13 protein-coding genes are annotated in these 26666 nt (G+C 42.4%); all 13 read right to left on the minus strand.

The genetic code is table 11. The features are described from left to right. The coding region (locus BMY80_RS06175) for a class II glutamine amidotransferase (protein WP_177178512.1) at positions 1 to 566 on the minus strand (566 nt) is incomplete at its 3' end. Positions 567 to 1062: 496 nt separating this feature from the next. Further along, positions 1063 to 2631 carry an LTA synthase family protein gene (locus BMY80_RS06180; protein WP_093141959.1) on the minus strand — a complete coding sequence of 523 codons (1569 nt, stop codon included), beginning with the start codon at positions 2629 to 2631 and terminating at the stop codon, positions 1063 to 1065. Then, on the minus strand, positions 2632 to 5040 hold the full coding sequence (locus BMY80_RS06185) for an SDR family NAD(P)-dependent oxidoreductase (RefSeq protein ID WP_177178513.1): 2409 nt from the start codon (positions 5038 to 5040) through the stop codon (positions 2632 to 2634). 274 nt (positions 5041 to 5314) lie between these two features. Further along, complete coding sequence (locus BMY80_RS06190) at positions 5315 to 6421, minus strand: CgeB family protein (RefSeq protein WP_093141964.1); 1107 nt, start codon at positions 6419 to 6421, stop codon at positions 5315 to 5317. Next, the gene (locus BMY80_RS06195) at positions 6421 to 7764 is read right to left on the minus strand and encodes a glycosyltransferase (protein ID WP_093141966.1); all 1344 of its coding nucleotides are present in this window, start codon (positions 7762 to 7764) and stop codon (positions 6421 to 6423) included. The genes BMY80_RS06190 and BMY80_RS06195 overlap by 1 nt, the downstream gene beginning before the upstream one ends. 129 nt (positions 7765 to 7893) lie before the next feature. Continuing rightward, positions 7894 to 11169, minus strand: coding sequence for a glycosyltransferase (locus BMY80_RS06200; RefSeq protein WP_093141969.1), 3276 nt, complete (start codon positions 11167 to 11169; stop codon positions 7894 to 7896). Between the two features lie 164 nt (positions 11170 to 11333). Next, on the minus strand, positions 11334 to 13580 hold the full coding sequence (locus tag BMY80_RS06205; protein ID WP_093141973.1) for a polysaccharide deacetylase family protein: 2247 nt from the start codon (positions 13578 to 13580) through the stop codon (positions 11334 to 11336). A gap of 288 nt (positions 13581 to 13868) precedes the next feature. Further along, positions 13869 to 15020 carry a KpsE/RkpR family capsule polysaccharide export protein gene (locus BMY80_RS06210; protein WP_093141977.1) on the minus strand — a complete coding sequence of 384 codons (1152 nt, stop codon included), beginning with the start codon at positions 15018 to 15020 and terminating at the stop codon, positions 13869 to 13871. Beyond that, complete coding sequence (locus BMY80_RS06215) at positions 15017 to 15679, minus strand: ABC transporter ATP-binding protein (protein WP_093141980.1); 663 nt, start codon at positions 15677 to 15679, stop codon at positions 15017 to 15019. The genes BMY80_RS06210 and BMY80_RS06215 overlap by 4 nt, the downstream gene beginning before the upstream one ends. Then, complete coding sequence (locus BMY80_RS06220; protein WP_093141983.1) at positions 15679 to 16455, minus strand: ABC transporter permease; 777 nt, start codon at positions 16453 to 16455, stop codon at positions 15679 to 15681. The genes BMY80_RS06215 and BMY80_RS06220 overlap by 1 nt, the downstream gene beginning before the upstream one ends. A gap of 20 nt (positions 16456 to 16475) precedes the next feature. Next, on the minus strand, positions 16476 to 17735 hold the full coding sequence (locus BMY80_RS06225) for a polysaccharide biosynthesis/export family protein (RefSeq protein WP_093141985.1): 1260 nt from the start codon (positions 17733 to 17735) through the stop codon (positions 16476 to 16478). Then, a complete protein-coding gene (locus BMY80_RS06230; RefSeq protein ID WP_093141988.1) occupies positions 17736 to 19067 on the minus strand; it encodes an aminotransferase class I/II-fold pyridoxal phosphate-dependent enzyme in 1332 nt (443 codons plus the stop codon). After that, entirely contained in the window at positions 19067 to 26656 is a 7590-nt protein-coding gene (locus BMY80_RS06235; protein WP_143066470.1) for a type I polyketide synthase, read from the minus strand. Before BMY80_RS06235 ends, BMY80_RS06230 begins: the two co-directional genes overlap by 1 nt. Between the last annotated feature and the right edge of the window lie 10 nt (positions 26657 to 26666).

The following is a 26666-nucleotide window of genomic DNA, read 5'->3' on the forward strand; positions in this document are numbered from 1 at the left end:
TGTCCCAGGCCGATGACCAGAGGAGAACCGCATCTTGACACCACCATGGAATCAGGTTCGGCTGAATCAATGATTGCGGTACCGTAAGCTCCCTTAACTTGTTTAATGGCCTGCTGCAGAGCTTCAAGCAAACCGCAGCTCTGTTTTCTGTAATAATTTACAAGATGTACAAAAACCTCGGTATCAGTTTCTGAAGTAAAAATATATCCGTGTTTGATTAACATGGATTTGAGTTCAGCATAATTTTCAATGATACCGTTGTGAACCATTGCTATGGTTCCGGACATGTGGGGATGAGCATTCACTACTGACGGCTTTCCGTGAGTGGCCCAGCGGGTATGGGCAATACCTATACATCCGTCAATGGATTTTTCCGCCACACTGCTTTCCAGAACTGATACTCTTCCGAGACATCTGTCTCGTAAAATTTCGTATGAGTTACCGGCTGTCTTACTGATGAAGGCTACACCTGCCGAATCGTATCCACGATATTCGAGTTTTTTTAATCCTTCTATAAGAAAATTCTTGACGCTTCTTCGAGCTACAGCTCCGACTATTCCGCACATGTTATTGATTTATTCCAAGTATACGTGTTGTTATTGCATTATTTTTTTTGTGAGCAATCTTTGATGATAATAAGTATTTATCATGAATTATTTACGAAATTTAGAGACTTGATTTTTTGATAACAGGAATATAAATTATATTTGATAAGACAGGCAGACAAAACCTGTTTATTCCATGATTAGTAGAATAATTAGAATTAGTAAGAGAACTTTATCGTTCAATAGAATTGATTTTATATCTGCTTTTTTCAATAGTGCATATATAAAAATAGTATTTCTAGATTTGATTAAAGGGTAATCTATTTTCAATAGATTACCCTATTTATATTCCATAAAGAGTTTTACTGTTTTAACATGCTCTTATACTGTTCATATGATGAAAATACTTTTTTATCATCCTTTATTTCAGGAATTCTCATCAGAGTCATATGTTAGATATATATTACGCTATTGAAATTCTTAAATGAACATAAAAAAATTATTTTGGAACAAAATGCTATTTTTTAAACCGATTCAACCAGCGTACAGCCAAACTGCTAACCACCGTATCCGTTTTCTTTTGTTCAATAGAATCCACACGTTCACCTTTATGGCTTGAAGAACTGTTCCATATAAAATATGGTACTCGGCCTTCCGGTTCCCCCATAAGCTCATAAGCTTTTGGAAGAATAGGAACATGATCTCCGTAAAACACCATTGATACGGGATAATTCTTCTTTTCAAAATTATCCTTTAGTGTCTTAAGCATGGAATTTTCATTGGCAAGATGCCTTAAATAAACAGCCAGATCCTTATAGTCATGAAAAGAAACAGGCTCTTTGAAATACTTCTGGCACTCCGATTCAGTGATAGACTCAAGATTAAGCGGACCGTGGTTTTCCATGGTAATCATGAATACAAAAAGAGGCTGTCTGCCGTTCCATTCATCACAGAGTTCCATTAATTTATTCGCAATGGCAGAATCTGCAACATACGGCCCGAATCTTTCCGCATCACCGAAAGATCTGATATCCAGAAATTCATCGAATTCCCATTTTCTGAATATCACGTCACGATGATAAAAACCGGAATAATAAGGATGAATGCAGACTGTATGATACCCCTTGCGCTTAAGCATATTCACAAATGAGGCTACCGGCCATCTGGTTGAAGAAATCTGATAAGGACTGAATCTGTGTCCCTTCATGTCTTCAGGACTGATACCTGTCAGAAAAGAAAATTCAGTTCTGATGGTGTTGGCCCCCCATGCAGGAACCTCCATTTTCCCGAAACTCACACTTTCACTGCAGATTTCATCAAAATCCCTGAGAATGTCTTCTCTGATGTTTGCATTCCACTTTCTCGGGTCAAAAAAAGATTCACTCTGGATGGCTATGAGATTAGGCTGAACCGCAATATCTGAATCATCAGCTCTATTGTTCCGTTCCTGCTTTTCGTTTTCTTCTCCCGACATTTCAAAAGGAGATTTAACCTGAGGCTTATCAAGGTAGGCCAGAAAATAACTCCACAGGAATACGGCAAACCCCATATTGTCTATATCGGTTCTGATACAGAAGGTGTTCTGTTTTTTTATGTCTCTTAAAAGAAACAGAATCAGAAGACATAAGAATTCCCCACCGATAATCGTGGCTGCAGCCACAGGATCTCCGAACCTGTCAACATAAGAGGAATCAATGCAGAAACCTAAAATAATAATGGCGGCAGCCATTATTATTCCCAGAATTCCGGTTACTCCGAGAAACGGAAAATACAGTCTCGGAAATCTGAAGGCATCTGTGAAATAGTCATAGTCAGAAAAAACCAGTGGTTCTCTTAAGCTCAGATACTTGGCATTATTGATTACTATCAGAATGAAATAAACCAGCACTGTTACTGCAGCGGAAAAAACAATTCTTCCGGTAAAAAGAAGCATCAGTCCATACAGGAAATAAAATATGGACAGATGAATCAGCAGAAGCCTGATACCGAACATTTTATGGTGAATTCCCGGTTTAACCAGAAATTCACCCATAAAACAGACCGCAGCACAGAGAACACCGGCTCCGACAATGTATGGCAGAACCATTTACTTCATTCTCCCGTAGCCGAAAAGCGCAGCTATCGGAGCAGCCAGACAGTGTGGCAGGAATGACAGAGACCAGATCCCGAGATTAAGAGGGAACGGGAATGAAATACGGGCAAGATTCAGATAAAGACCGCGGGTAATGATTCCTGCAGCCCTGTCAGACTTCATAAGGAAAGGCTTAGGTCCAGGCATGGCTCTGCACATTGGAGAATCAATATACCCGGGAAGAATCACATTGATCTTTATTCCGTCAGGCTTTAACCAGGCACGCAGAGAGTTACCGTAATTTCTTAAAGCGGCCTTGGTGGCACAGTATGTAGGAGTATAAACAAGACCGTAGTATGAAGCCAGTGATGACAGAATGGCAATCTGTCCCCTGCCTCTCTTGCGCATGGCTGGAAGAACAGAATCAATAAGAGCGATATCCGACAGCAGATTGACTTCTACCAGAGCTCTCGCCTCTTCAAAGGGCTCCCCTTCCAGATCCTCACCGATGTTGGTGTTAAGACCTGCGTTGGCAATCAGAAGATCCACAGGCATTTTATCGGCAAGACTTGAACCCCATGCCCTTAATTCATCAACATTTCTTAAATCAAGGATCCTGATATCAACCTCAGCCCCCTGCTTTTCGCACTGAGCCTTTATTTCATTAAGCTTAGCTTCATTTCTACCGCTTAAAGTCATATGCATACCGCGACGTGCAAACTTTCTCGCAAGTGCTCCGCCGATTTCACCGGTAGCTCCGGTAATAACCACATGCTTAAGATTTTCAAAATATCTGCGCTGACCTTCAACCGCACTGAGTGCAAGAGATATACCGAAACCGCAGGTACAGATAGTAGTGTAAAGCAGAGTCCAGAGATTAAAGTAGCAGATACTGAAAACCATGCCGGATAATGCGTAGATAAATGACACGACTTCCAGCCAGAATATCACTGTTGCCAGTCTGTTACTCTGCATCACTGCCCCGCCTTTCGGAGTCGGAACAAAAGAAACATTAATTCCCAGAAGAACCTCTATCACTGCAAGGAAGTAATAGAGAGAAAGAGGAAGATACATTAAAACATAAGCTACGGATTCAAGGAAGGAACAGCCGGTGTTTTCAGTTCTGTCCCCGGCGGCAGTCTTTGAGCTTTCCTGTGTTTTCTGCGGAGCGGCTTCTTTTGCAGCATCATCGTTTTTTCTGCCGTTATTGTCAGAATCAGTCTGACAGGTAAGATTGATTCCGCAGATATTGTTATATCCCCAGACAATTGCCGTTATGAGGAATACGGTACATATGATTCTGAATATCCATCCGAGATCTTCGGTTACAAAAATTGCAGGAACGGCGATAAGAAGCAGAGCATAGAACGACGCCAGCAGAAATGTCTGAGACATCATCATAAACGCATTAAGCTTCTGACCTAAAGTAAAGTCGGATTTTCCGGCAAAACCGCAGATATGCAGGAAGGTATTCCTGACCAGACCATATGCCCATCTGTGTCTCTGAAGTCTTACTGCTGAAATGGTATCAGGAAGTTCTTCATAAGAAACGACTTCTGAAAGATAGCGGTAATGCCAGCCCTTAAGCTGTGCTCTGTAGCATAAATCAATATCTTCGGTAAGAGTTCTGTCGCTGAAACCGCCGATATCATCGAGACACTTTCTGCGCCATACACTGGATGAACCGGTCAAATTCGCAAGATCCTGTTCCTCATTGAAATTTGCAGTCATTTTATCCTTATGACCGATTTCGGTTGCCAGGAATCTGGTAATAAAGTTTTCATTACGGTTTCTGAAATCAATGGCTGTCTGCAGGAATCCGAGAGAACTGTCATGGAAACAGGGAATGGTTCTGATAAGAAAATCTGAAGGCGGTACGCAGTCAGCATCAAACACCACCACAAAGTCCCCTTTCGCAATCATCAGACCGTAGTTGATGTTTCCTGCCTTGAAACCTTCCTTTGATTCTCTGGAATAATACTGAACAACACCGGATCTGAAACCTTCTGAAGCATTTTCATTCTTTTCAGAATCAGCATGATTTCGGGTACTGTTGAATTCTTCAACAATTCTCTTTACAGCAGTGGCATTTTCCTCATTGGAATCATCCAGAAGAAGAATTTCATAAGCCCCGTCCACATATTCAATTTCAGAAACGGCCTTTATAAGCTGACCTACCACTGCAACCTCATTGCATACCGGGAGCAGAATGGATACGGTGGGAACATCCTTTATGTCATATTCTTCAGTATCTGATTTTTCAGTATGCTCTTCAGATACCTTATCTGAACTGCTGCTGTCCCTGCCGTCATCTGATGACTGCTTCACTTTCTTCTGACCTTCAATAATTTCGTAGCAGGTAAAAGTCACAAAAAAGGCCACTAAAATAAACAGTAAAACCTGAACAATTATGGAAAAAATCATTCTAAAGATCCTCCGTAAATCAATCCGGTATTTAAGGATTACCATCCGGGAAAACAGATTCTGTTTTAATGCAGACTGTCTCCGGGTAATAAAGCAATTCTTAAATACCCGATTATTAATTCTTTCCGCAGACAGTGTCATGCGGAATCTGTCTTATTATTAATAAATTATTACAAAAGTCATTCAGCTTATCAGTTGAATGACCATATTACCTAAATACCAAAAGAGTATTTTATCTTAAATAGCAGTAAAAAACCTGTGACCGGTTCATTATCTAGAACTTTATATCTTCGCTCATCTGCTCAAGACGGCGCTCCCAGCTGTGATTGTTCTTTACGTAAATACTTCCGGCCTCTGCTTTTTCCATATTCTGTTTTGACGGCTCAGCCACCATAGCCGGAAGAATATCCATCAGTTCATCAGGACTTGACACCGCAGTGCAGAAATCCTTGAAATGACTTTCCACGGCCTTTGAACTGTTGGTTACCATTATTCCTCCGCAGGCAAGGATTTCGATAAGTCTTCTGGAATACATGGTTTCGGAATCAGTAACGGAATTAACGTTCAGGCAGACGTTATACTCTTTGTATATTTCCGCAGTCTGAGGATTGCTGAGACTCGGATAAACGTTTATGAATTCACTTTTCGGAAATCTGAATTCAAAATAACCTGAAAGTCTGGTACTGTTACGATCATATGCATCCAGCATCAGTGATTTGCGGTTGCAGACGTCAAAAACGGCATCCAGAAACATCCTTCGGGAATTAAGAATCTTACGGTAATAAGACCCCACAAAACACATTCTGTTCTTTTTGAAATTAAAACCGGTAAAATTATGAATTCTCGGCTGATAGGCAATCTGCATTACAGAAACATGTCTGTCACACTTTCCGGATGGAGAAATCTGCGCCACCCTTTCCTGATATTTAGGTACGCAGTTTTTATCAGTGGTATAGATAAAATCACATTTTTTGGCCACTTCAATAAACGGCTCAAAATAAGCCCCGTCATCCTTGTTCCAGAATACGGTCGGAATATGAAGTTCATTAGCAAGCCTGATTAATGCGGAAAACTCCGAAAGATCATTACTCCCAAAAAGAACGGAATGCTTAACCAGCCTGTAGCTCCATTTCCACTGATAGCCGTGAAAAGCGGATTCAACGAATACAAGATCAGGTTTCCATTCAGTCAGAACTTCCCTGAAATTTGTCGGAGTAAGATTTCTGATCCTGCATTCCATGGATAGATTAACTGCCGTAAGATAGTCCGTAAGCAGTGCGATTTTTAATTTTCCGAATCTGCCGTCACCGGTAACATCTTCATGAATCACCGGATAGTCATACATTACGGAACGCGTTAATCTGACAATTTTACCGAGCATTATCGAAACACCTCATCCGTAAACTGTTTCCACTGTCTGTGAGCTATCACGTACTGCCTTGCCCTGATTCCTTTTTCCCTGAGACCTTCAGAATCGTATATATTGTTTTTCAGAACCGATGCCAGATCCCTGTAATCACCGGATTTAAAGAAAAGACATCCTGAATCGCCCTCACTGAGTTCGTCTTTGAATACCGGGAGATCCGGTACAATAACGCACTTTTCCTTGGCCATGGCTTCCACCATTTTAATAGGCGGAATAATCTTGCATACATCAAACGGTTCTCTAGGTATACATACCAGAGAACAGTCATCCTGTTTTCTCTTCGCCTCTTCAGGAGATACTCTTCCAAGGAAAGAAACATAACTTTCCAGCTTAAGCTCTTTTGACAGGGCTTCAAGTGTTTTACGGTATTCACCGTCTCCGAGTATCTCAAGCTTTACCGGCAGATGTTCTTCATAAACCAGCACCGAAATGGCTTTAAGCAGAGTCTGAATACCTTCATAAACAATCAGCGAACCGGCATAAACAATGGTCACGGGTGCAGCATCAGAAGAATCTTTTCTGTCAGCCGGCTCAGTAGTTGCTTTCTTTTCCGCCGGCCTGATTCTTTCCACGTCGGCACAGTTCGGCAGAAGTTTTATGGCTGAAGGTTTAACCCCCCATTTTTTCTGAATGTACTGAGACAGCTGTTCTGATATTACAAAAACCCTGTCAGCATGAGTGGCCACCAGAGCCTCAAGATCCAGTCCCAGTCTGAAATTATGTGATTTGGCAAATTTAGGGTCACGGGAAATTCTGGTAAGCTCCCACAGTCCTCTCATTTCATACTGAAACGGAATACCCAGACGTTTGGCAGCCAGGAGTGCCGGTAAGGCGTTTACGTGATTGGAAGCAGCATGAACGCATGAAATTCCGTTTTCAACAATGTATTTTTCCAGAGCAAGAGCTGCCTTCTTAACGTAAAAAACCGTAAGTGAATTATTATCAGGCTTTCTCAAATGCTCGTATTTTATACCGTCAAGAATATTAAAATCAGATTCTTCAGGATACTCAAGAGCATCCCTGCGATCCCAAGGATACCCGGTTCTTGTCAGCACAAACAGCTTTTTCTTATGCTCTGATGAAGCGTTGTCACGTTCAAACCCGGCATTAAGAGATTTCAGAATCTCATGAGTTCTGGTGGTATATCCGCTAATGTGAAAAGGAAGACAGCTCGCAGGAACGTACAGAAAGTTTCCCGGCTCTCCCTGATAACTCTTATCAGTGCCTTTTTCGGCTTTTTTTAACAGTCTGGTTAATTCATGAATGGTATACCAGCTGTGAAGACAACTTATATTCATTTATCCAACAATTTACAAAACTTATGCTGTTTAACTAAATAATATTAAACAGTTCTTTTATAACAACAGATTACAATTATTCGGATAAGACGCCTCCGGTCTTATCATTAACCTTTAATAAAAAGTCACCTACTTTCTAAACAAACTTAATTCCTGCTCAATGATCCCATCCATTGAAAGTCGCTTTACGGCTTCTTCAGAAGTCTTTCTGCTCATTTTAACAAACATATCAGGATTATCCGCCAGAGTACCTATTGCTTTTGCTAAGGATGTCGGATTTTCAGGTTCCGCGAGCATAGCAGTTTCACTGTTCACGAATTCAGGTATCGCCGCAATGGAAGTGGTTACTGGAACAAGTCCTGACGCTCTGGCTTCATCACGTGACACTCCCTGCGTATCATAACGTGATGGACACAGGAACACGCCATACTGAGTATGCAGTTCGGCTATTTCATAATGATTCAGGAAACATCTTCTGATTTTCACGTTAGGATAATCATTCAGGATAGCCACCGTCTCATCAAAAAGTTTGCCGTCTCCTACCAGAAGAATCTCAAATCTGCTGAAATCAGGTCTCTTAGCAAGCAGATTAATGGCATTCATTGTCTGATCGTTTGCGTACATTCTGGTAGCGAACGGTCTTATTGAAAGAATTCTGTATCTGTCTTCAGGCTTCTTTTCATGATACTTGAAAATCGAAGTATCAATAGGATTATGAATGATGGAATACCTTCCTTCAGGAAGTCTTATTCCCAAATCCTGCATCACCACCTCTGCCAGAAATTCCGATACAAAAACAAAATGCAGATTTGCAGGCAGATTCTTGAATATCGGAGTCCAGAAATCCCTGATGCCATCACTCGTGATATGCTCTTTTCTGATTTCATCCTCAGTCACGTAATTGTAGCTTCTTCTGTCAAAAAGCAGCACGTCAGCCCCGTGGCACCATACAAATATTTTGATGTTTTCAGGAAGTTTTCCAAGACTTTCCCAGATAGCCGGTGTCATGAAATGCGTCAGTACGGTATCAACACCGTCATTAAGGATTTTATCCAGAGCCTCATTGTTGCCGGTAATTACATCGACACCTTCATATTCAGAGAATATAAGCTCCGCACTGTTCTGAACCAGAACAAATACCAGAGGCTTTTCCCCTTTTCTTATATATCCCCTGACACGACTGTGCACAAAACCGTATCTGTAGATATCCTTATATGACGGATAATGATGCACTACAATAACTGTCTTGTGCTTATTGAATATTTTTCCCGGAAGAGTGAATAAATCCCTGCATTCTTCAAGATAAATGTTTTCTACTACCGAATTTCCTTTTTCGGCAATTCTGAGTCCCAGTCTTACATGAGTAACATTATCCGGAAGATCAGCAGTGACATTAGTGTTCGGCTGGCAGAGTTTACTGGAAATCTTTTTACCGTTTTCGTAAAGATAATAGGCAAGTCCCACTCTTGTACCGCGGTTTCTTAGATACAGACGTAACTCTCCGGAATCCGTAAGTTCGGAAACCTCGAATTTTTTCTTCAGCAGAAGGTAATCATGCTCCGTAGCAGGAAGCTCATAATCCAGGGCTAAACCATCTTTTTCATTTCTGAGTACAATGTTTCTTTCCGGCTGTTTTTTCTTTCCAAGAAGAGAAGCGAACCTGTCAAACAGCGATGTTCTCTTTTTCGCGGCTAAAGACTTCTCAATTTCCTCGTAAATAAATGCGGCAGAAAGTTTTTTCATGTTTTCATCAGATTTCTGCTTCTTTATCGGCTGTTTTTCAGCTATCTGCTGAAGTTCGGTAACGGAATAACCGCAATCAGTCGTTTCCTCATTGTCTGAAAAAACATTTCTCAGTTCAGAAGTAATATCGTCCGCACGAAGGTTTCTGCAGTAATTAAATGAATCCGTTCTTAAGCCCTTTTCGCTGACTGCTTTATGAGAATCAGACGCAATCTCAGCAAGATGATTCAGGAAACTCCGTCTGTTTAAAACCGCTTCATCAGGAATAACGGAATCAGTATACGTATACGGTCTGTCAGAAACCGCAGTTCTCTCAATTTTCTGATTTCTGTTTTCAAAAACGGAAGACTTGACGTAATTGCCGGTATCGTCATATCTTGTGGCAAGCATCAGATCCAGAAGGTAATTTCTGTCATAGAAATTCTTAGCGGAAAAACAGGCAAAGAAGCCTGATTCAGACTGATTAGGAAGCTCATCCGCTGTTTTAACAAAAACAGTATCTCCATCCCCTGTTGAAGATGCCGTAACATCAGCTGAATCCGATAGTATGACAAGACGTTTTCTGCCGTAACTCTGATTACGGAACATCTTCAGTATGTCAGAATATTCTTTTCTGTCGCGGACTCGGCTCCAGACGGTGACTTCCGGCTGCCATGCATAATGCTCCTTTATTATTCCTGTTTTATGCAGAATGTAAGCCAGACGATCTTCATATGTAGACTCTGTAAAAACCTTCCTGAGTCCAAGAAGTCTCAGTCTGTCCGTAGTCAGCGGATCCCTGTCCAGATTTCGCAGGCGTCTGACAATGTCCTTGCCGCTGTCACTTACAAGCATCAGATCTCCGAACAGAGTCTTCACGCCGATGCAGTAATTGGAAACAATAAAGGTATTGCAGGCAAAAAGTTCAAACACGCGCCTTGCACATGACTGCGCCTGTTTGATTGAATTCAGATTGATGGAATAATTGTAGCCCTTATAGGCTTTGTCTACTTCTGTATATGACAGACATCCTCTAATATATTTCTGATAGTTTTCAGGAAACATATAGTTGGGATCATTTTTTCCGAACTGTCTGTCGTAAATATCTATATCCTTATAGTCCGGCAGATACTTTATATAATCATCCAGATCTTCCGTTCTTTCCCTGTACCTTACATAGTAGGAACCGGCAAAACAGAACTTATCCAGACGCTGATATTTTTCTATGGGATTAAACAGCTTTGGCTGCACTCCCATGGGAAGGTAAAACGCATTGTGCTTTCCGGTCAGAGATTTATACTTTTCAACACAGTTGAAATCATAGGTAAAGATATAATCAAAATTAAGAGCAGTTTCCCTGAACGTTGAAAAATGAACGGGATCTTCCTTGTTCCAGAATACAGTAGGTATGTTTCTTGATTTACACCATTTAACCGCCTGCATCAGTTCAGCAGAACAGTTGGATATCTTTCTGTACCAGAGGCCGTCAGCGCCATGCCATGCTGATTCAACAAACAGTAGCTCAGGAACATTTTCCTCAAGCTGACTTATAACATTATCCGGCTTAAGCTGATACATGTCTGCTTCAGGAGAGTAGCTGTTCCAGGTAAAATCATCCATTATAGCTGCAATTCTGACAGTCCTGAATGAATTTACCTTATTTTTATTTTCTTCCACAGACATCTTATCTTCCTGATTACGACCTATCAACTAAACCCATAATTTACCATTATCAGCCAGTATCGACCAACACGAAGTACATTATCCAACATAAATAAATCAAAGCGATCATTTATCTTAAATCATCGCCTGTCTAATAGAGATTAATCGCAGTTTTAACAAATATTTTACTTTTTCTGTCTTAAACTGTTCCTGATATACTCCACTTCGCAGGAAGAAATTCTATTCATCCTTGGATTACCTACTAAATTACAACTTTCAGTTATGTGTTTTATTTTTACCCTGCAGTCTTTAACCCAGTCCAGATTTCTTAATTCTCTACGAATGCTGTTTGGGAAACTGATAAATTCGACATCCTCAAGTCCCTTGCTATTATTTAAAACTTCTTTAATAGCAACAAAGGAGGCTGGAATCCTGCAGTTAAATTTCAAAGCTGAAGATATACAGTGACGGATACCATTTACAGCGGCAAAATTCAAAGCCACAAAACCGCCGGCACTTGCCCCCACACATACAGTTTCCCCGTAATCATCGCCTATAACGGTTTTTATCTTATCCATAATAAATGATAATACAGTATCATTGCCTGCTGCATTAAAACACTGAGTATTAGAGAGTAAATCATTGTCATCAAGCAGTTCGCTTAAATAAATAACCGTACAGTCTACATCCTGCAGTGAAAAGAGTCTTTTGGCATAAAAAGGATAATTGACCACATTCTCTTTAGTAACGACTTCAAAAGAAGGAAAAACAATAACCACACCATTTTTCCTCTTTTCAGAGTTTTTCACTATCAGACGGAGGTTCACTTTATTTTTCTGCGCTTCCGGTATGTCCTGAGCAGATGTTTCCTTTGAATCGATTTCTGGTCTAAAATCAAATACATGAGTAGAATATGTATCTACAAAAGAAAACGCCAGATACCTCAACGTAGCGAACTTAAATCCAGCAGGTATTCTAAATGAAAAAGTCACAAAGTACGTATTCTTTGGAAGATTGAGATATATATTACGATTGCACTTCAGCAATCTGCTTCCCAGTCTATTGCCATGCTCATCATAAAAATAAATACCAAAATTCATTTCTTCAGATGAATCCACACCGAAATACAACGGCAGTCTTTCATCATGAATAAAATCCTTCAGCATGAATCTTGAGGCCAAAGGAATATACATGTGTTTACTGATTTTATTCGTGGAGGTTATCTTCAAACCTGAAGGTGTTTCATGAAATTTTAACAGGCCTTTAAACTGATCCTGTTCTATATTCTTATGTAAAAAAGAACCTGAGAAGAAATATTTCGGTCCTCTGTGAATTCTTCGGATATCAATACCTGAATCGTTTCCGGCATCTGTATAGACATCAGAAAGTTCACTGGAAAGACCTGCCGTATCACCGGATACATTGTCAAATTCATTGATCTTCTGTTCTTCGTTATCAAGGCTTTCAAGACTGATTATATTATCAGGTACATAAACAGCTTTAGAAACATCTTCAGTTCTTTCAATCTGGAATTTACCGGAATCAATTAAGTATTTGAGATCCCTTGAGTCAATAATGTCAAAATCCTGACTCATCTTTTTCAGCATGGTTCTGAAGCCTTCCTGAAGACGATCATCCTTATAGTACTGAAATCCTTCCTTATCACGATACAGGAAGGACCAGGAATGCATCAGACAGACAAGAAACTCATCCTTAGGGGACACGCTGTACGGAATAATGGAACCGAGAGAAGAACGGTATTTAACCAGACTGCACAGAGGATACTGAAATCTTACCCACCAGTTGTCCCTGAACCTTGAAAAGAAATTCTTTTCGGTTACCGGCACTTCAATAATGCCGTTGGACCATCTGAAAGGTTTCTGATAAGGAATCGCATACGGACACTGTCCGAGTACCCTGGAAGCCACGGTATTGTTGAACGCCATGGGAATGTCCAGATCCTTAAGCATTTCGAGAGTCAATGAATTCCATCTGAATGAACCTGCTCTGTATGCATTTATTTTCCGGTTAAGAACGCTTTCCAGATCTCCTGCAAATTTGGTAAAAATGAATTTCAGTTTTTCCTTATCCCCTTCCTGATACATATTAAGGAAACGGGGATTTCTGCTGAAACCTTCCTTTTCCCAGAAGCTGTCAGGCAGATATTCCGGATGAAGATGCAGTTCAACATCCTGTCCGTGAGTATCCAGCCATTTCACCACTTCAAGAATTTCATCTTTACGATCATACGCCCCGCATAAATCCACGAAAAAGGTAATTTTTCCACTGAATTCGCTGGCGATTGAAGCCATTTCCTGAACACCGGCCTTTCCTTCCTTAAACTGCCCCAGCATCAGACGATTTACATGATCTTCAGTGGCTCTGTTAGGTAATGCTTCAGTATCATTGGTTAAAATACAGTATCTGTTCATAACTTCTATAACGAAAAATATGCAATATGTATCAAATCAGTACAGGTATACGCCCGTATAACTAAAAAACTGGATTCAAAGTTAATATACAGTTTTTAAATTATGTTACTCATCTCTAACATTCTTTCTTTATATTAACACTAAACGCCGATAATATTCACGCATACCGGCAAAATACACGAGAAAATAAGTCAGTCTTTCTGTTTCTGTTCTAAAAACATACAAAAAAAGTTCCGCCTATACAATATGACGGAACTTAAAACACTGCTCAATCACGTCAGTTAATGATTAATCAACATGATCCAGAATAATGGACTTCAGTAACTGAAGCATTCCGAGGAACAGTAATGTAACGAAGAAAGTAACCAGTGCATTATAAATTCTCTCAGGCTTCATTGCATATTCCGGCATTGAAGGATTCTGCACCACAGACACATGCTTAATCAGTCGGGCAGCATTCATCTTACCTTTAACCAGACCGGTAAGAGCTGATGAATAAATATCCTTTTTAAATTCCAAATCCATTTTAAGGATCTGTTCCCTGTCAACCAGTTCATTGAGAGAAGTTCTCTTGTCAGATGTAAGGATTGAACGAACTTTTTTAATCTGTCCGTCAATCGCAGCAATATTCTTGCTTAAAGACTGCTTTATCTGATTGTCAGAACCAATGGAAGAAGGCAGTGACTGCAGTTTAATAACCAGAGCACTCTTCTGGGCTTCCAGATCGGCAATTATTTTCTGATAATTTTCCACTTCAATGGTTGGAGAAGCCATATTCTTCTGATTCTGGAAATTCAGCAGATTATCACTTGCAGTCTGAAGATCCTGTCTGGCAGTCTCAACTTCCTTTTCCAGGAATAAAACCTGTTCATTGGCTATGGCATGACTCATGGAGTTCATGAATATTTCACCTTCATCAACCAGGAATGATGAAATATTTTTTGCCATTTCAGGAGTGAAAGCCTGTGCATTTATTCTTACAACACCGGTATAGTCATCGTATTTTACGGTTACATGATCCTTAAAATAACCATAGAACCATTCAATCTCTATATCCCTGTCCCACATTCTGGAAATTATGTCGTGTTCCCTGTCAGCATAATGACTTCTTAAATCATATTTTGCATCTAGTTTTTTTAGCATATCCAGAGAAGTAAGATAATCAGTAAGGATCAGCTGGTCACTGGCATTTCCCGCCGTACCGCTAATCATACTGAGAAGATCCAGACTATTAGAAGAACTCGCACTATCAGTATTCTGCACCATCACCACAGCTTCTGAAACGTAACGATCAGAAGCAAGTCCACAATAAACGATGGAAGCAAATGCAAGGACATAAATACATCTGAAAATATATTTAAAAACCCTATTTACGATTCTTGATGATCTTCCCATATCCTTGGGCATAGAACTAACGTTTTTGATATTATTTTCACTCATACCTTTATTGTTTCCTTGTATGCATAAAGTGCATCATCCAATTTATCGTACCAGGTTGCATGACCTTTATATAAAAAAATACCTGAGTCACAAAAACTTTTCAGCGTGTTATCACTATGAGCTACCATGATGATACTGGATCTTCCGACAAGATTTTCAAAAGCCTTTTGAGCTTTGTTCTTGAATGCCGCGTCACCTGCTGCTGTTACTTCATCTGACACATACACATCAAAATCAAACGCCAGAGAAAGAGCAAACTGAAGACGGGAACGCATACCTGCAGAATATGTGTTAACCGGTTTGTCAAACGATGCTCCCAAATCAGCGAATTCCTGAATTCTGGCTATACGTTCCTCCATTTCATCTTCAAAACCGTGGGCTCTGCAGATAAATTTGGCATTCTGACGCCCTGTCATGGTCGCTTCGACGCCACCGTTACCCATAGGCCAGGATACACGGCAAAGACGCTCTACCGTACCGTAAGTAGGATAGTCCGCACCACACATAATTCGCAGAAGAGTCGATTTGCCGGCTCCATTGCCACCGACAATACCAACACTTCTGTTTTTGGGAATGACAAGATTAATTCCCTTTAGCACCCAATCACTAACCCCTTTAGTGGTGGTATATCTTTTGTATATATCTTTTACAATAATCATTACTGAGCCACCAGTCTTGTTTCAAGACTTCTATATAACCCCATACCAATGACAAGAAGAACCATAGCAACCCCGTAAAGATACCACAAAGACACATCAAGGGTATGATAATCAGGCCAGAATCCCAGTCTCATACATTCAAGTCCGTGCAATACAGGATTTAACGCCACGTAAGATCTGTATGGTTCAGGAATGGTATTCATGGGAATAATCACACCGGAAATAAACATGAGAGGCATCATCAGAATCTGTAGCAGATGACCACTATCCCTGACTATTCTCATACAGACAGATGATATCAGACCGTACCCCAATCCCAACAACCATAAACCAAAGAATCCTGATAAAACCGTCAAGGTATTTTCAGGAATTACTGAAAGACGAAAGAAAGCAAAAATTACTAGCAGAATTACAAAAATCCAAAACATGGCAAAAAGTTCAACAACTGCACTGGTTAATGCTGTATCGAAAGGTCTTACCTGTCTGAAAGCAAAAAAAGCTCGATTGCAATCCAATGCATGAATTCCCTGAACAGAGGTTCTTCTAAAAAGAAAGAACCCCATCATTCCGACCATAAGCCAGGTAGGAACATCAACTCCGCCTATAACTCTGGTTCTAATCACCGTAAACATCACAACCATGATACCAATATGGATGCACGGCTCAATCAGAAGCCAGGCCCAGGCGCCACGGCTTCCAAAAAAACGACTCAGGGCATCTTTTAAAAAAAGAGCCTTCCACACCATAAGGGTGTTCTTTACAGGATTACCACTCATAACAGTTTTATTCCATTGAATTAATCAGTCATCTTGTTAATGGAATTTCCCCAGGAAATGAATGGATTAACAATAAGACCAACTATACGCAGGAACTTGGACAGTTCATAGCTTGAAGATGTAGCAACATAAATAACGTCGCCGTTTTTCACACTGAAATTCTGTGAGGAGAAAAACGCACCAGGCTGACTGAAGTCAATCTGATATACCACCGGAATTGACTGAAGCTTGTTGTACTTATCCATCTGTTCCATCGGATATACCCATGATTTAGTAGATGAACCGCTGTTATTCTGCGCTGAAGCATTCTCTATGGAATTAAACTCATCAGAAAGTTTTTTGTATGTGTCCTTATCTTCAAATCTGAATACAAAAACACCAGCCGGATCAGCCATATTATCATTCAATCCACCTGCGCGGGACAGAGCCTGAACAAGATTAATTCCGGTAGATTCAAAATTAATTTCTCTTGCAGCGCCGCCGTTGGCTCCCATTACAGAGAATGACCATGGCTGATACATTGCAATCATAACATCACCGGCGTTAAGATAGATATTCTGCTTAGGATCCTTGATAACAGTCTCCAGAGGCATATCAACAGTCTTACCGTTACGAGTAAGACTTATGGTGATTTTATTGAAGCTGTTGGCAACACCTGCTGAAGAAGCGATGGCATCAAGTATTCTTTCTCCTTTAGGACTTAAAGAGACCTTACTGCCTCCCTTGACGTCTCCTAAGATGGTGACATTATCGGTCGGTTTGGTCAGAACATTTATCATCACCTGAGGATTATTGGCTTTTCCATCAAGATTTCTGATAATTTCCTTTTCCACTTCACGAACAGTCTTACCGACAACAGAAATCATGCCTACAAACGGAACGGAAATCTTACCGTCACTCTCAATAATCTGGGTAGGAAGCTTCTGAGAAGTAACCGCCAGATTTTCGCTGTTTACACTACTGGTTCCAAAGAGAAGAGCCGGAGCACTTTCCCAGATGTAAATATCAAGGGTATCGCCACGGGAAATCTTGTATGCCTCAGGTTTTGTGTCCCCGAACACGTCAAAGAATGTGGATTTTTCATTACCACTGTTAAGAAGATCCGTTACATTCTCATCAACCATCACCAGAGAAACCGGAGTCTGCTGCTTTTTCTGATCTTTTATATCGCCATAGCTTGGACCTGCATGAGGCAGACTGCAGCCGGTTAAGGCTACAGGTGCTGAAACGAGAGAAATAAGTAATGCTGTTTTAATGCAATCTGCTAATTTGGAAATCATTTAAATCCCTTCATTCTTGCATAGTGAAGACAGAATTTCACAGGTCTTCACTATCTGTTCTTTAGTATGTTCTGAGGTTATGAAAAATCTCAGTCTTGCCTGCTGTTCCTCCACAGCAGGGTGAATAATAGGCTGTACGTTCACGCCTTCCTTAAACATGGCGGCGGACAGCCATACGGCTTTTCTGGAGCTTCCTGTTATAATCGGTACAACTGAATATCCGATTGATTTACCGGTATTAAGATTAAAGCTTCTGGCAGTTTCTAGAAAGAGTCTGCCGTTCTTCTGCAGTCTCTCCACCCTTTCAGGATTTTCCAGCATAAGGCTGAGAGAAGTCTCAGCGGCTGCTGCCATTGGAGCAGACATGCCCACGCTGAATACAAAACCAGGAGCATTATACTTTAAAATGTCGATTATGTCCTGCGAACCTGCAATATACCCCCCGCAGCTTGCAAGAGTTTTGCTGAGAGTCCCCATCCAGAGATCAACGTCATTAGGATTTACTCCGTAATATTCATAAACGCCCCTGCCGGTCTTACCGAGAACACCGAGAGAATGTGCTTCATCAATCATCAGGAAGCAGCCGTACTTCTTTTTGAGACGAATGAGTTCAGGAAGATCCGGAACATCACCATCCATGCTGAAAAGACCTTCCGTTACCACCAGAACTCTTTCGTAGTTCTGTCTGTTCTTTTTCAGGAGGTTTTCAAGAGAAGTACAATCGTTATGAAGATACGGAAAATGAGCTGAACCTGAAAGCTTGATGCCTTCAATGATACTGTTATGCACCAGGGCATCATAGATAATCAGATCCTTTGCGCCGAACAGGGTACTGATAACGCTTATATTGGTAGCGTGACCGCTCACGAATACAACAGCGTCTTCAGCCTGATAGACCTCGGCAAGCTTCTTTTCAAGAGTTCTCTGAAACGGTCTTTCTCCGGCCACCAGACGGCTGGCACCTACGGAGGTTCCGTGGGTTTCAACAGCTTTTATAACCGCCTCATTAACTTCTTTAGAGTTATTCAAACCAAGGTAGTTATAACTTGAATAGTTGATATAGTCCCTGCCGTCAATTCTGGTCATGGCTCCGGTCAGCAGTTCATGCTGTCTGAAAAACGGATCCTCAACATGGAAAGTTTTAGCCAGAGTTCTCATGGTACTGATTTTCTGAAACAGGGGATGTTCACTGAAGGTGGTGAACTTTCTGTTCACCTTTGGCTGACTGTCCTCTGCTATCAGATCTCTCGCCTCAGAGTCATCTCCTGACTTCTCAGACTTTTCCTTAATGATTGAATTCAGTATTCCGGAAAATTTAGGCGGATTAAACATTACTGGTCTCCCCCTGTCATATTCTTCAGAGCTTCACGTTCCTCGGCATCCACGTGAGATAAAATAACCTGCTGAACGGAATTGATTTCTTCATTTTCACCTGATTCACTGCCGGTAATCTTCATGTAAATCTTTTCAGCAAGCTTTAATACGGTAGGATTATCCTGGAATGCCATTACTGAAAGCTTGATTCTGGTCTTTTTCTCGATGCTGACAATAAGTTCCATTGCCATGAGGGAATCCAGACCTATACTCTGCAGATTCAGATCCTTGGCGATCTGGTCTGCACTTAAGCCCATGGTATCCGCTATTTCTGAAACCAGCATGTCGGAAATCACGGAAATGGCATCATTTCTGTCACGACCTTCAATAACTGAAAGCAGATCGTCATTACCGAAATCCTTAAGCTTGAGCTTATCACTCTGAACCAGTTCATAAACTCTTGATGAAACCCTGCCGGAAGTATCGGCAACCCCGGCCCAGTTCAGGTTGGCAAATATATTGACACCGCCGCGACTGATTGCCGCAGGAAGCAGGGCAAGAGCATCTTCACTTGATAATGCTTCAGCTCCGAGAACGGATTCAAGGGACTTCTTAATCTGGGTTCTTGAGCTCAGATAACCGGTATCACTGATTGGGCCCCATTCAATACAGCATGAAGGGAGACCTGCGTTAAGACGCATTGCGGTGAGGCCTTCAAGACCTGAGTTTGCAGATACATAGTTTGCCTGTCCGATATTACCAATGGCTACGGAAATTGAAGAATAGACCACGAAGTTTCTGAGTTCAGCTGAGGTAAATACCCTGTGAAGGTTGTATGCCCCCAGGAACTTAGGATTAATAACCTTTGCATAAAGTTCTTCATTCATACCCTGAAGCATGGTATCGGCAAACACTGCAGCGGCATGGATAATACCGTTTACGGTTATTCCGGCCTTATCAAGTCTTTCCTTTAAGGACAGTACGTCATCCGCAGCGGAAACGTCGCACTTTTCAACAGTTACGCTCAGATTTAATGATGAGACAAGTCCGTTAAGTTCAGACTGCACGTTTTCATCCTTAATACCGCTTCTTGAAACCAGAACCAGTTTTCTGATTCCCTGACTTATCAGATAACGGGCAGTTGCGAAACCGAAACCGCCGGTACCGCCTGTAACCATCCATGTATCATCAGCACTGAATACGCATGCCGGTGATTTTTCAGAAACAGCCCCTGCAGATTCTGCAGCCGCGTCAACGCCGTGAACGGTTCGTTCAACGGTAATCTTACCGATCTGACCGCCCTGCTGCATAAACTTGAAAGCCTTAACAACATCGCGGTCGTTGAATCTGGTAAACGGCAGCGGAGTAAATTCGCCTTCGGCAAACAGACTGATTACCTCATGGAACAGTTCCTTGGCACGCTTTGGATAAACCTTGAACAGCTGATCAACGTCAATGGCGAAGTAGCTGATGTTTTCCTTAAGGGCACGTAAACCTACTGTAGTATTCTCAACGAAGTCTCGCTTACCGAGTTCCATAAATCTGCCGAACGGCCTGAGAATTGACATACTGCAGCGCATGGCTTCACCTGACAGACAGTTCAGTACGGCATTTACGCCTTCACCGTCAGTATCTCTCATAACTTCGTCATGGAAATCAAGATTACGTGAATTGTAGGTATGCTCAACACCGAGCATCTTCAGGAAATCACGCTTTTCAGGACTTCCCGCAGTTGCATAAACCCTGAGACCGAGATGTCTTGCAATCTGAATGGCGGCTATACCAACACCACCTGCCGCACCGTGAATCAGGATGCTTTCACCTTCTTCCATTCTGGACAGATAACGGATTGCATACCAGGCGGTAAAGAATACAATCGGAGCAGTGGCGGCAGCATCAAACGACCATTCATCAGGCACTTTGGCTACTGCATATTCAGGTACGGTAAGTCTGTCCGCAAAACATGCGGAACCGAAACCTAAAACCCTGTCTCCCGGAACGTATTCAGTAACATCAGAACCAACCTTTGACACGACACCGGCAAATTCCAGACCGAGAGCCGGACCTGAGAAGCCGTTTTCCAGCGCATCATCAGGAACAAGTCCCATGGTAAGCATGATATCGCGGAAATTAAGACCTGTAACCTTAACCTCAACTTCCACTTCATTAGGGGCAGGTTCGCAGACAGTCTTAGGCTTCCAGCAGAGATTTCTGAGTCTGCCCGGGCTTGAGAAATCAAGATAATAATTGCCGGCAATATCGTATCCGGAAGTAACTGAATCGCGTTTTGCCGATTCAGAAGCAGTACCGAACTCTCCGGTTCTCACCACGGTACGGAAACGACCGTTTTCAGTAAGAATAACTTCATCGGTTCCGTCAGCGGCGAGCAGATCCTTGACAAGCCCGTCGGTAAGAGCTGATGCATCACTGTCTGAAACAGATGAAAGATCAATGCTTCTTACTGCCACGGCTCCGGCCTCACTTCTGATAACACGGGAAAGACCGATAAGAGCGGACTGTTCAGGAACAACATCGTGAGCAGTATTCTCATTACGTACGGAAGAACCGTTAATGGTAACAACGGTAAGAGAAACCTCCCCTTTAAGACCGTTCTTTTCCGCATAGGTGTTGAGTCTGTTGGCCACTGTGGTCAGAACATCAAGAGAATGACTGATTTCTGAACATTCTGCTGAATATCCGAATCTTTCGGCAAGGCCTTCATGACTGTTCAGACCGCAGTCTGAAACATAGACATAGCTGTCGTATTTTCCTGCAGCAGGAACATCATCAGATGAAGCGACCTCGGCAGAAACACCGGCATCACTTAAACGTGAAACAATCGCCTTCACAAGACCGCTGTCGGTACCTGCTGAAATCACTGCATAGGAATGAGTAACCCCCAGAGCAGCATCCTTAAGTGAAACATCTTCTTCCTTCTTCACAAAGAGAAGATAGGCACCTCCCTGATAACCGTCTGCAGACTTTTCCTGGTATACGGAAATATCCTTAAAGTATTTTTCAAAAAGAGTCTGCCAGTAATCAGGACTCTTAAGAGGACTTGCAAAACCTTCGTCATTTCTCTTTGTCCACCAGCCGTCACAGAATCCGTGACACATATTGGCAGACCAGTCTGAGTATCTTTCAAGAACCGCAATAATACCGCCAGGAGCCAGCATATCCCTGAGATTTTCAATGGCGGCAATCTGAGCTGAAGCCTTAAACAAGGCTTCCTGAACCACGATAAGGTCATATGCGGCAGGAACTGTAGGATCATTGCGATCTGTTTCGACAGTCAGGGTATCGGCATTGAATTTTGCCTTTTTGACATTGTCTGAAGGATTTATTTCAGCCATATCCTCATCATTGAGAGCAAGAACTTCCACATAGCTGTCTCTGCCGAAACTGTCTGCTAAAAGCTCTCCGACCTTGAGACTGTTACTGCCGATCTCAAGTACTCTGAGTTTAGAGGAATTTCTGCCGTTTCCAAGCTTTTCAATAAAGTCGGACATGGCATTTCGCATGCCGGTATAGAGGAGTGAGTATCCGTTTCTTTCGGAACCTGATAAATCACCGTCCTTTTCGGAAATCTCCCCCTTCATAAGATTCTTTAATCTGTTACCCACGCGATAAACAGGAAGCAGATCAGGTAAAGCTTCAGGACAGATATGGTAGGCATACTGAATAACGTCGTTGCCTGAACCGATTTCCTCCTGACTGATGAATTCTGAAGGTACCCCGTTATCAAGCTTAACAAGACCGTGCTTTGCCAGAAGTTCAACAAGATATGCATATAACGGATTTTCCGCAATCTTCTGCATGTCCTGACCTTCAGCGGCAAGTTCTCTTACAGCGGAAACCGCATATGCGAGAACAGACTGTTCCATCATCGGCATAACCTGACCGTACCACTTTCTGCGATCGGAGGTGTCCGCTGAAGATTCAGCAAGAGACTTAACCAGATCTGAAGCGGAGGCTGCTGATGTCAGACCGGAGGAAAGAGCATGCGGAGCGGATAAGGCCTCATAATGCCATGAAGCAACAGTCGCATCTGAAGCGGAGGTATCGGATTTCGGCATCATGTTGAATCGGCAGCTGTCCATGATACCTACACATCTGTCATTTTCATCAAAAAGACAGAATGAAGCCAGAATGCTTCTTGAAGCTATTCTTTCAATCTTTGCCACAATGCTGGCAACTTCGGCATTTTTCATTATGGAAATACGACCGAATTTCACCGGCAGATAAGCGGAATTTGCAGAACTCAGCTGCTTTAAGGCAAACAGTGAATGGAAACCTGCATCCAGAATTCCCGGATGGATAATGTATTTTTCATCATGCTTTGCCAGAGCTTCACGGTTAAGAGAAATTCTGAGCACGTCATCGAGAATCTCAACGTGATCAACAATGGCGAACTGTTCACCGTAAACAAGGCCGAGACTTTCAGTTATTTCATAAATTTCATCTCTGTTCACGACCACAGGAGTCTGTGAAGCGGCGGAAGCTGTTTTTTCACTGTAGAGATTAACGGCGGATCTGATGGCGGCATCGTCTGTCGTCAGCAGACGTCCCTTAACGTTTCTGCTCCATTCGTCAAAAGACAGATAGTCTCTGCTGTAGATGTCAAAAGACATGGTTTCAGGAACAATTCTGAGTCTAAGAGACTTGTAGTTTTCCCTGTCGAAAACCAGTGAACTCAGAATATCCAGATGTTCAATATTAAGGCATTCACCGTTATTCACGCATGAGGCACCTTCAAGAACCGTTTCAATAAAGTCAGCGGCTGCATATACGTACTCTCCGTCGACGACATGATCGCGCAGCAGGCTGAACTTGGAAGGCTCCAGAACATTCTGCCAGGTTCTGTCGGCAGAATGAATATTCCAGCCTAAAAGAGGGAATATGCGGAACTGCTTTGGCTGCTTTTCAGAGGAATCCTTATATTCATAAAACTTTTCATGCCACTGATAATGAGGCAGATCAACGTAATCCACTTTCACCGGGAAGAATACGCTGCGGTCAGGTTCTGCAACGGACAGATGGTAGTCCATTACAACATGAGTAATACGCTGACTACCGTCATTATTAACGAGAAGCGTAGATCCGATTCTGGCATCAACACCTGATTTCCTGCAGATGTCACGGAGATAACGCTGAAGAATGGCATTAGAACCGATTTCCAGCACATAGTCAAATCCGTCTTCCACCATGGCTTTTACGGACTGGTAGAACTGAACCTTGTCTCTGATGTTGTGCCACCAGTAATTGTTCTTAAGTGAATATCCGTCTTCAAGCTTACGGCCGAGAACTGCGGAATAGTAGGCAACACCTTCTGAAGAAGCGCTGATACTGCCAACGTCGGCAAGCATGCTTACGACATCATTCTCGATGATATTCATGAACGAACTGTGGAACGGATAGTCAACATCAAGAATCTTAAAGAATACGCTCTTTGATGAGAAATACTCCCTGAGCTTTCTGATGGTTGCCTCACTGCCGGAAACGGTAATATTGTCTGATGAGTTAACGGCAGCCACATCAACGTCCGTAAAGCCCAATTCGGTCTTAACCGCATTGAAATCGGCTTCTGATACGGAAACTGCAGCCATCTTGCCGTGACCGCGGGTTCTGTCCTGAAGCATACTGCGGATGCAGATTACCTTGACCGCTTCGTCTATGGTAAGAAGTCCCGCCACATAGGCAGCGGCAATTTCACCCATGCTGTGACCTACCACGGCTTCAGGCTTAAGACCGCCCTGTCCGAGAACAGAAGCAAGAGACACCTGAATGGCAAAAATCAGAGTCTGAGCAATCTTGGTATCCTGAATAAGTTCGGCTTCATTTACTGATAATTCTTCTGCGGCCTTTCCTAAAACAACGTCCTTAAGTGAAATGTTGAGATAAGGTTTAATCTTGTCTGATAAGGAATCAAAGCAATCGGCAAAAAGTCTGTTTTCCGCATACAGAGTGCGTCCCATACCGACGTACTGAGAACCGTTACCGTTAAATACGAAAGCCACACGATGATAAGGCTTCTTGGTACAGGCATAAAATACATTATCGTCAGATGAACCTGATGCGTAGCCGTCAAGAGAAGCAAGAAGAGCATCCCTGCTTTCCGCGACCACAGCCAGTCTGTGTTCGTATTCATCCCTGGCATTTACCGCAGTATAAGCGACATCATAATAACGATACTTATTGCTTCTTATCAGGGATGCATAGGCACCGCACATATCCTGAAGTGATTCTTTGGTCTTTGCGGAAACAAAAAGAGGAGGAACCGCAGATACAGATTCTGAATCAGCTGCTGAATCCGAATTCTCCGGATATGACTGAATGATTACGTGTGCATTGGCTCCGCCGAAACCGAATGAATTGAGAGCACCGGTACGGACGTTCTTGTCGGCAAGCTTTACCCCCTGCTGAGAACAGAGAATGTTGAGACCCGCAAAATCAATTTTCGGACTAGGTCTGAAATCAAACGGAATAGGAGGAACTACGCCGTGCTTCAGTACCAGCACGGTTTTCACGAACCCCGCAAGACCGGACATAGGTTCCATGTGACCGAGATTGGCCTTTACGGAAGAAACAGGCAGACGTTCGTTTCTTTCCTTTGCGTAAACTGAGGAAATTGAACGAACTTCAATAGGGTCGCCTACAGGAGTACCGGTTCCGTGAGCTTCAATAAAGTCAACATCATTTACTGAAACACCGCTTCGTTCGAGAACCTGATGCATCAGCTGGGTCTGGGCGATTTCAGACGGAATGGTCAGACCGCTCTTGCGTGAACCGTCGGTGTTCACGCCTGAAGCCTTGATAACGGCATGAATTCTGTTGTGATCCCTTACCGCATCTTCAAGAGGCTTCAGAAGTAAAGCAGCCACACCTTCCGAACGGACATAACCGTTTGCCCTTTCATCAAAAGGACGGCAGGTTCCGGTCGGTGAAAGCATTGAAGCCTTACTGAAACCTACGAATGAATAAGGATTCTGCAGTAAATGGGCGCCGGCAACAATGGCACACGGCACTTCACCGCTTCTGATAGCCTGACAGGCGTGATGCAGAGTAACCAGAGAGGATGAACATGCAGTGTCCATTGACACGGACGGACCATGAAGGTCGAATACGTAGGAAATACGGTTAGAGGCAATACTCAAAGTATTACCGGTCATGGTATAAGGTGATATTGACGGCATATCCTCATCAGCCTGAAGAAAGTAATCAAGAGATGATATACCGGTATACACGCCACAGTCCGTACCTCTGAAATCTTCAATGCGGATATTGGCATTTTCTAGACATTCGTGAGTAACCTTAAGCAGAAGACGCTGCTGAGGATCCATCCATTCGGCTTCCTTAGGAGAAATCCCGAAAAAAGACGGCTCAAAATATTTAAATGAATCAAGCACACCGGCATTGAAGGACACGCTTCTGCCCGGAACCTGCTTATTGTCATCCTGATATAAATCGGTTGGCCATCTTGATGACGGAATCCTGGTAATGGCACAGGTGCCGCTACTGATTAATGACCAGAACTGCTCTTCGTTTTTTATCCCTCCAGGAAACCTGAAGGCCATGCCTATAACAGCTATATCTTTATTATTACTCACTAACACGCCT

It is taken from the genome of Ruminobacter amylophilus (genome assembly GCF_900115655.1).
GTDB lineage: Bacteria > Pseudomonadota > Gammaproteobacteria > Enterobacterales > Succinivibrionaceae > Ruminobacter > Ruminobacter amylophilus.

Bases quoted from the DNA above. Each gene is read 5' to 3' on its own strand.
- BMY80_RS06180 (WP_093141959.1), bottom strand. From the start codon at position 2,631: ATGGTTCTGCCATACATTGTCGGAGCCGGTGTTCTCTGTGCTGCGGTC.
- BMY80_RS06185 (WP_177178513.1), bottom strand. From the start codon at position 5,040: ATGATTTTTTCCATAATTGTTCAGGTTTTACTGTTTATTTTAGTGGCC.
- BMY80_RS06190 (WP_093141964.1), bottom strand. From the start codon at position 6,421: ATGCTCGGTAAAATTGTCAGATTAACGCGTTCCGTAATGTATGACTAT.
- BMY80_RS06195 (WP_093141966.1), bottom strand. From the start codon at position 7,764: ATGAATATAAGTTGTCTTCACAGCTGGTATACCATTCATGAATTAACC.
- BMY80_RS06200 (WP_093141969.1), bottom strand. From the start codon at position 11,169: ATGTCTGTGGAAGAAAATAAAAATAAGGTAAATTCATTCAGGACTGTC.
- BMY80_RS06205 (WP_093141973.1), bottom strand. From the start codon at position 13,580: ATGAACAGATACTGTATTTTAACCAATGATACTGAAGCATTACCTAAC.
- BMY80_RS06210 (WP_093141977.1), bottom strand. From the start codon at position 15,020: ATGAGTGAAAATAATATCAAAAACGTTAGTTCTATGCCCAAGGATATG.
- BMY80_RS06215 (WP_093141980.1), bottom strand. From the start codon at position 15,679: ATGATTATTGTAAAAGATATATACAAAAGATATACCACCACTAAAGGG.
- BMY80_RS06220 (WP_093141983.1), bottom strand. From the start codon at position 16,455: ATGAGTGGTAATCCTGTAAAGAACACCCTTATGGTGTGGAAGGCTCTT.
- BMY80_RS06225 (WP_093141985.1), bottom strand. From the start codon at position 17,735: ATGATTTCCAAATTAGCAGATTGCATTAAAACAGCATTACTTATTTCT.
- BMY80_RS06230 (WP_093141988.1), bottom strand. From the start codon at position 19,067: ATGTTTAATCCGCCTAAATTTTCCGGAATACTGAATTCAATCATTAAG.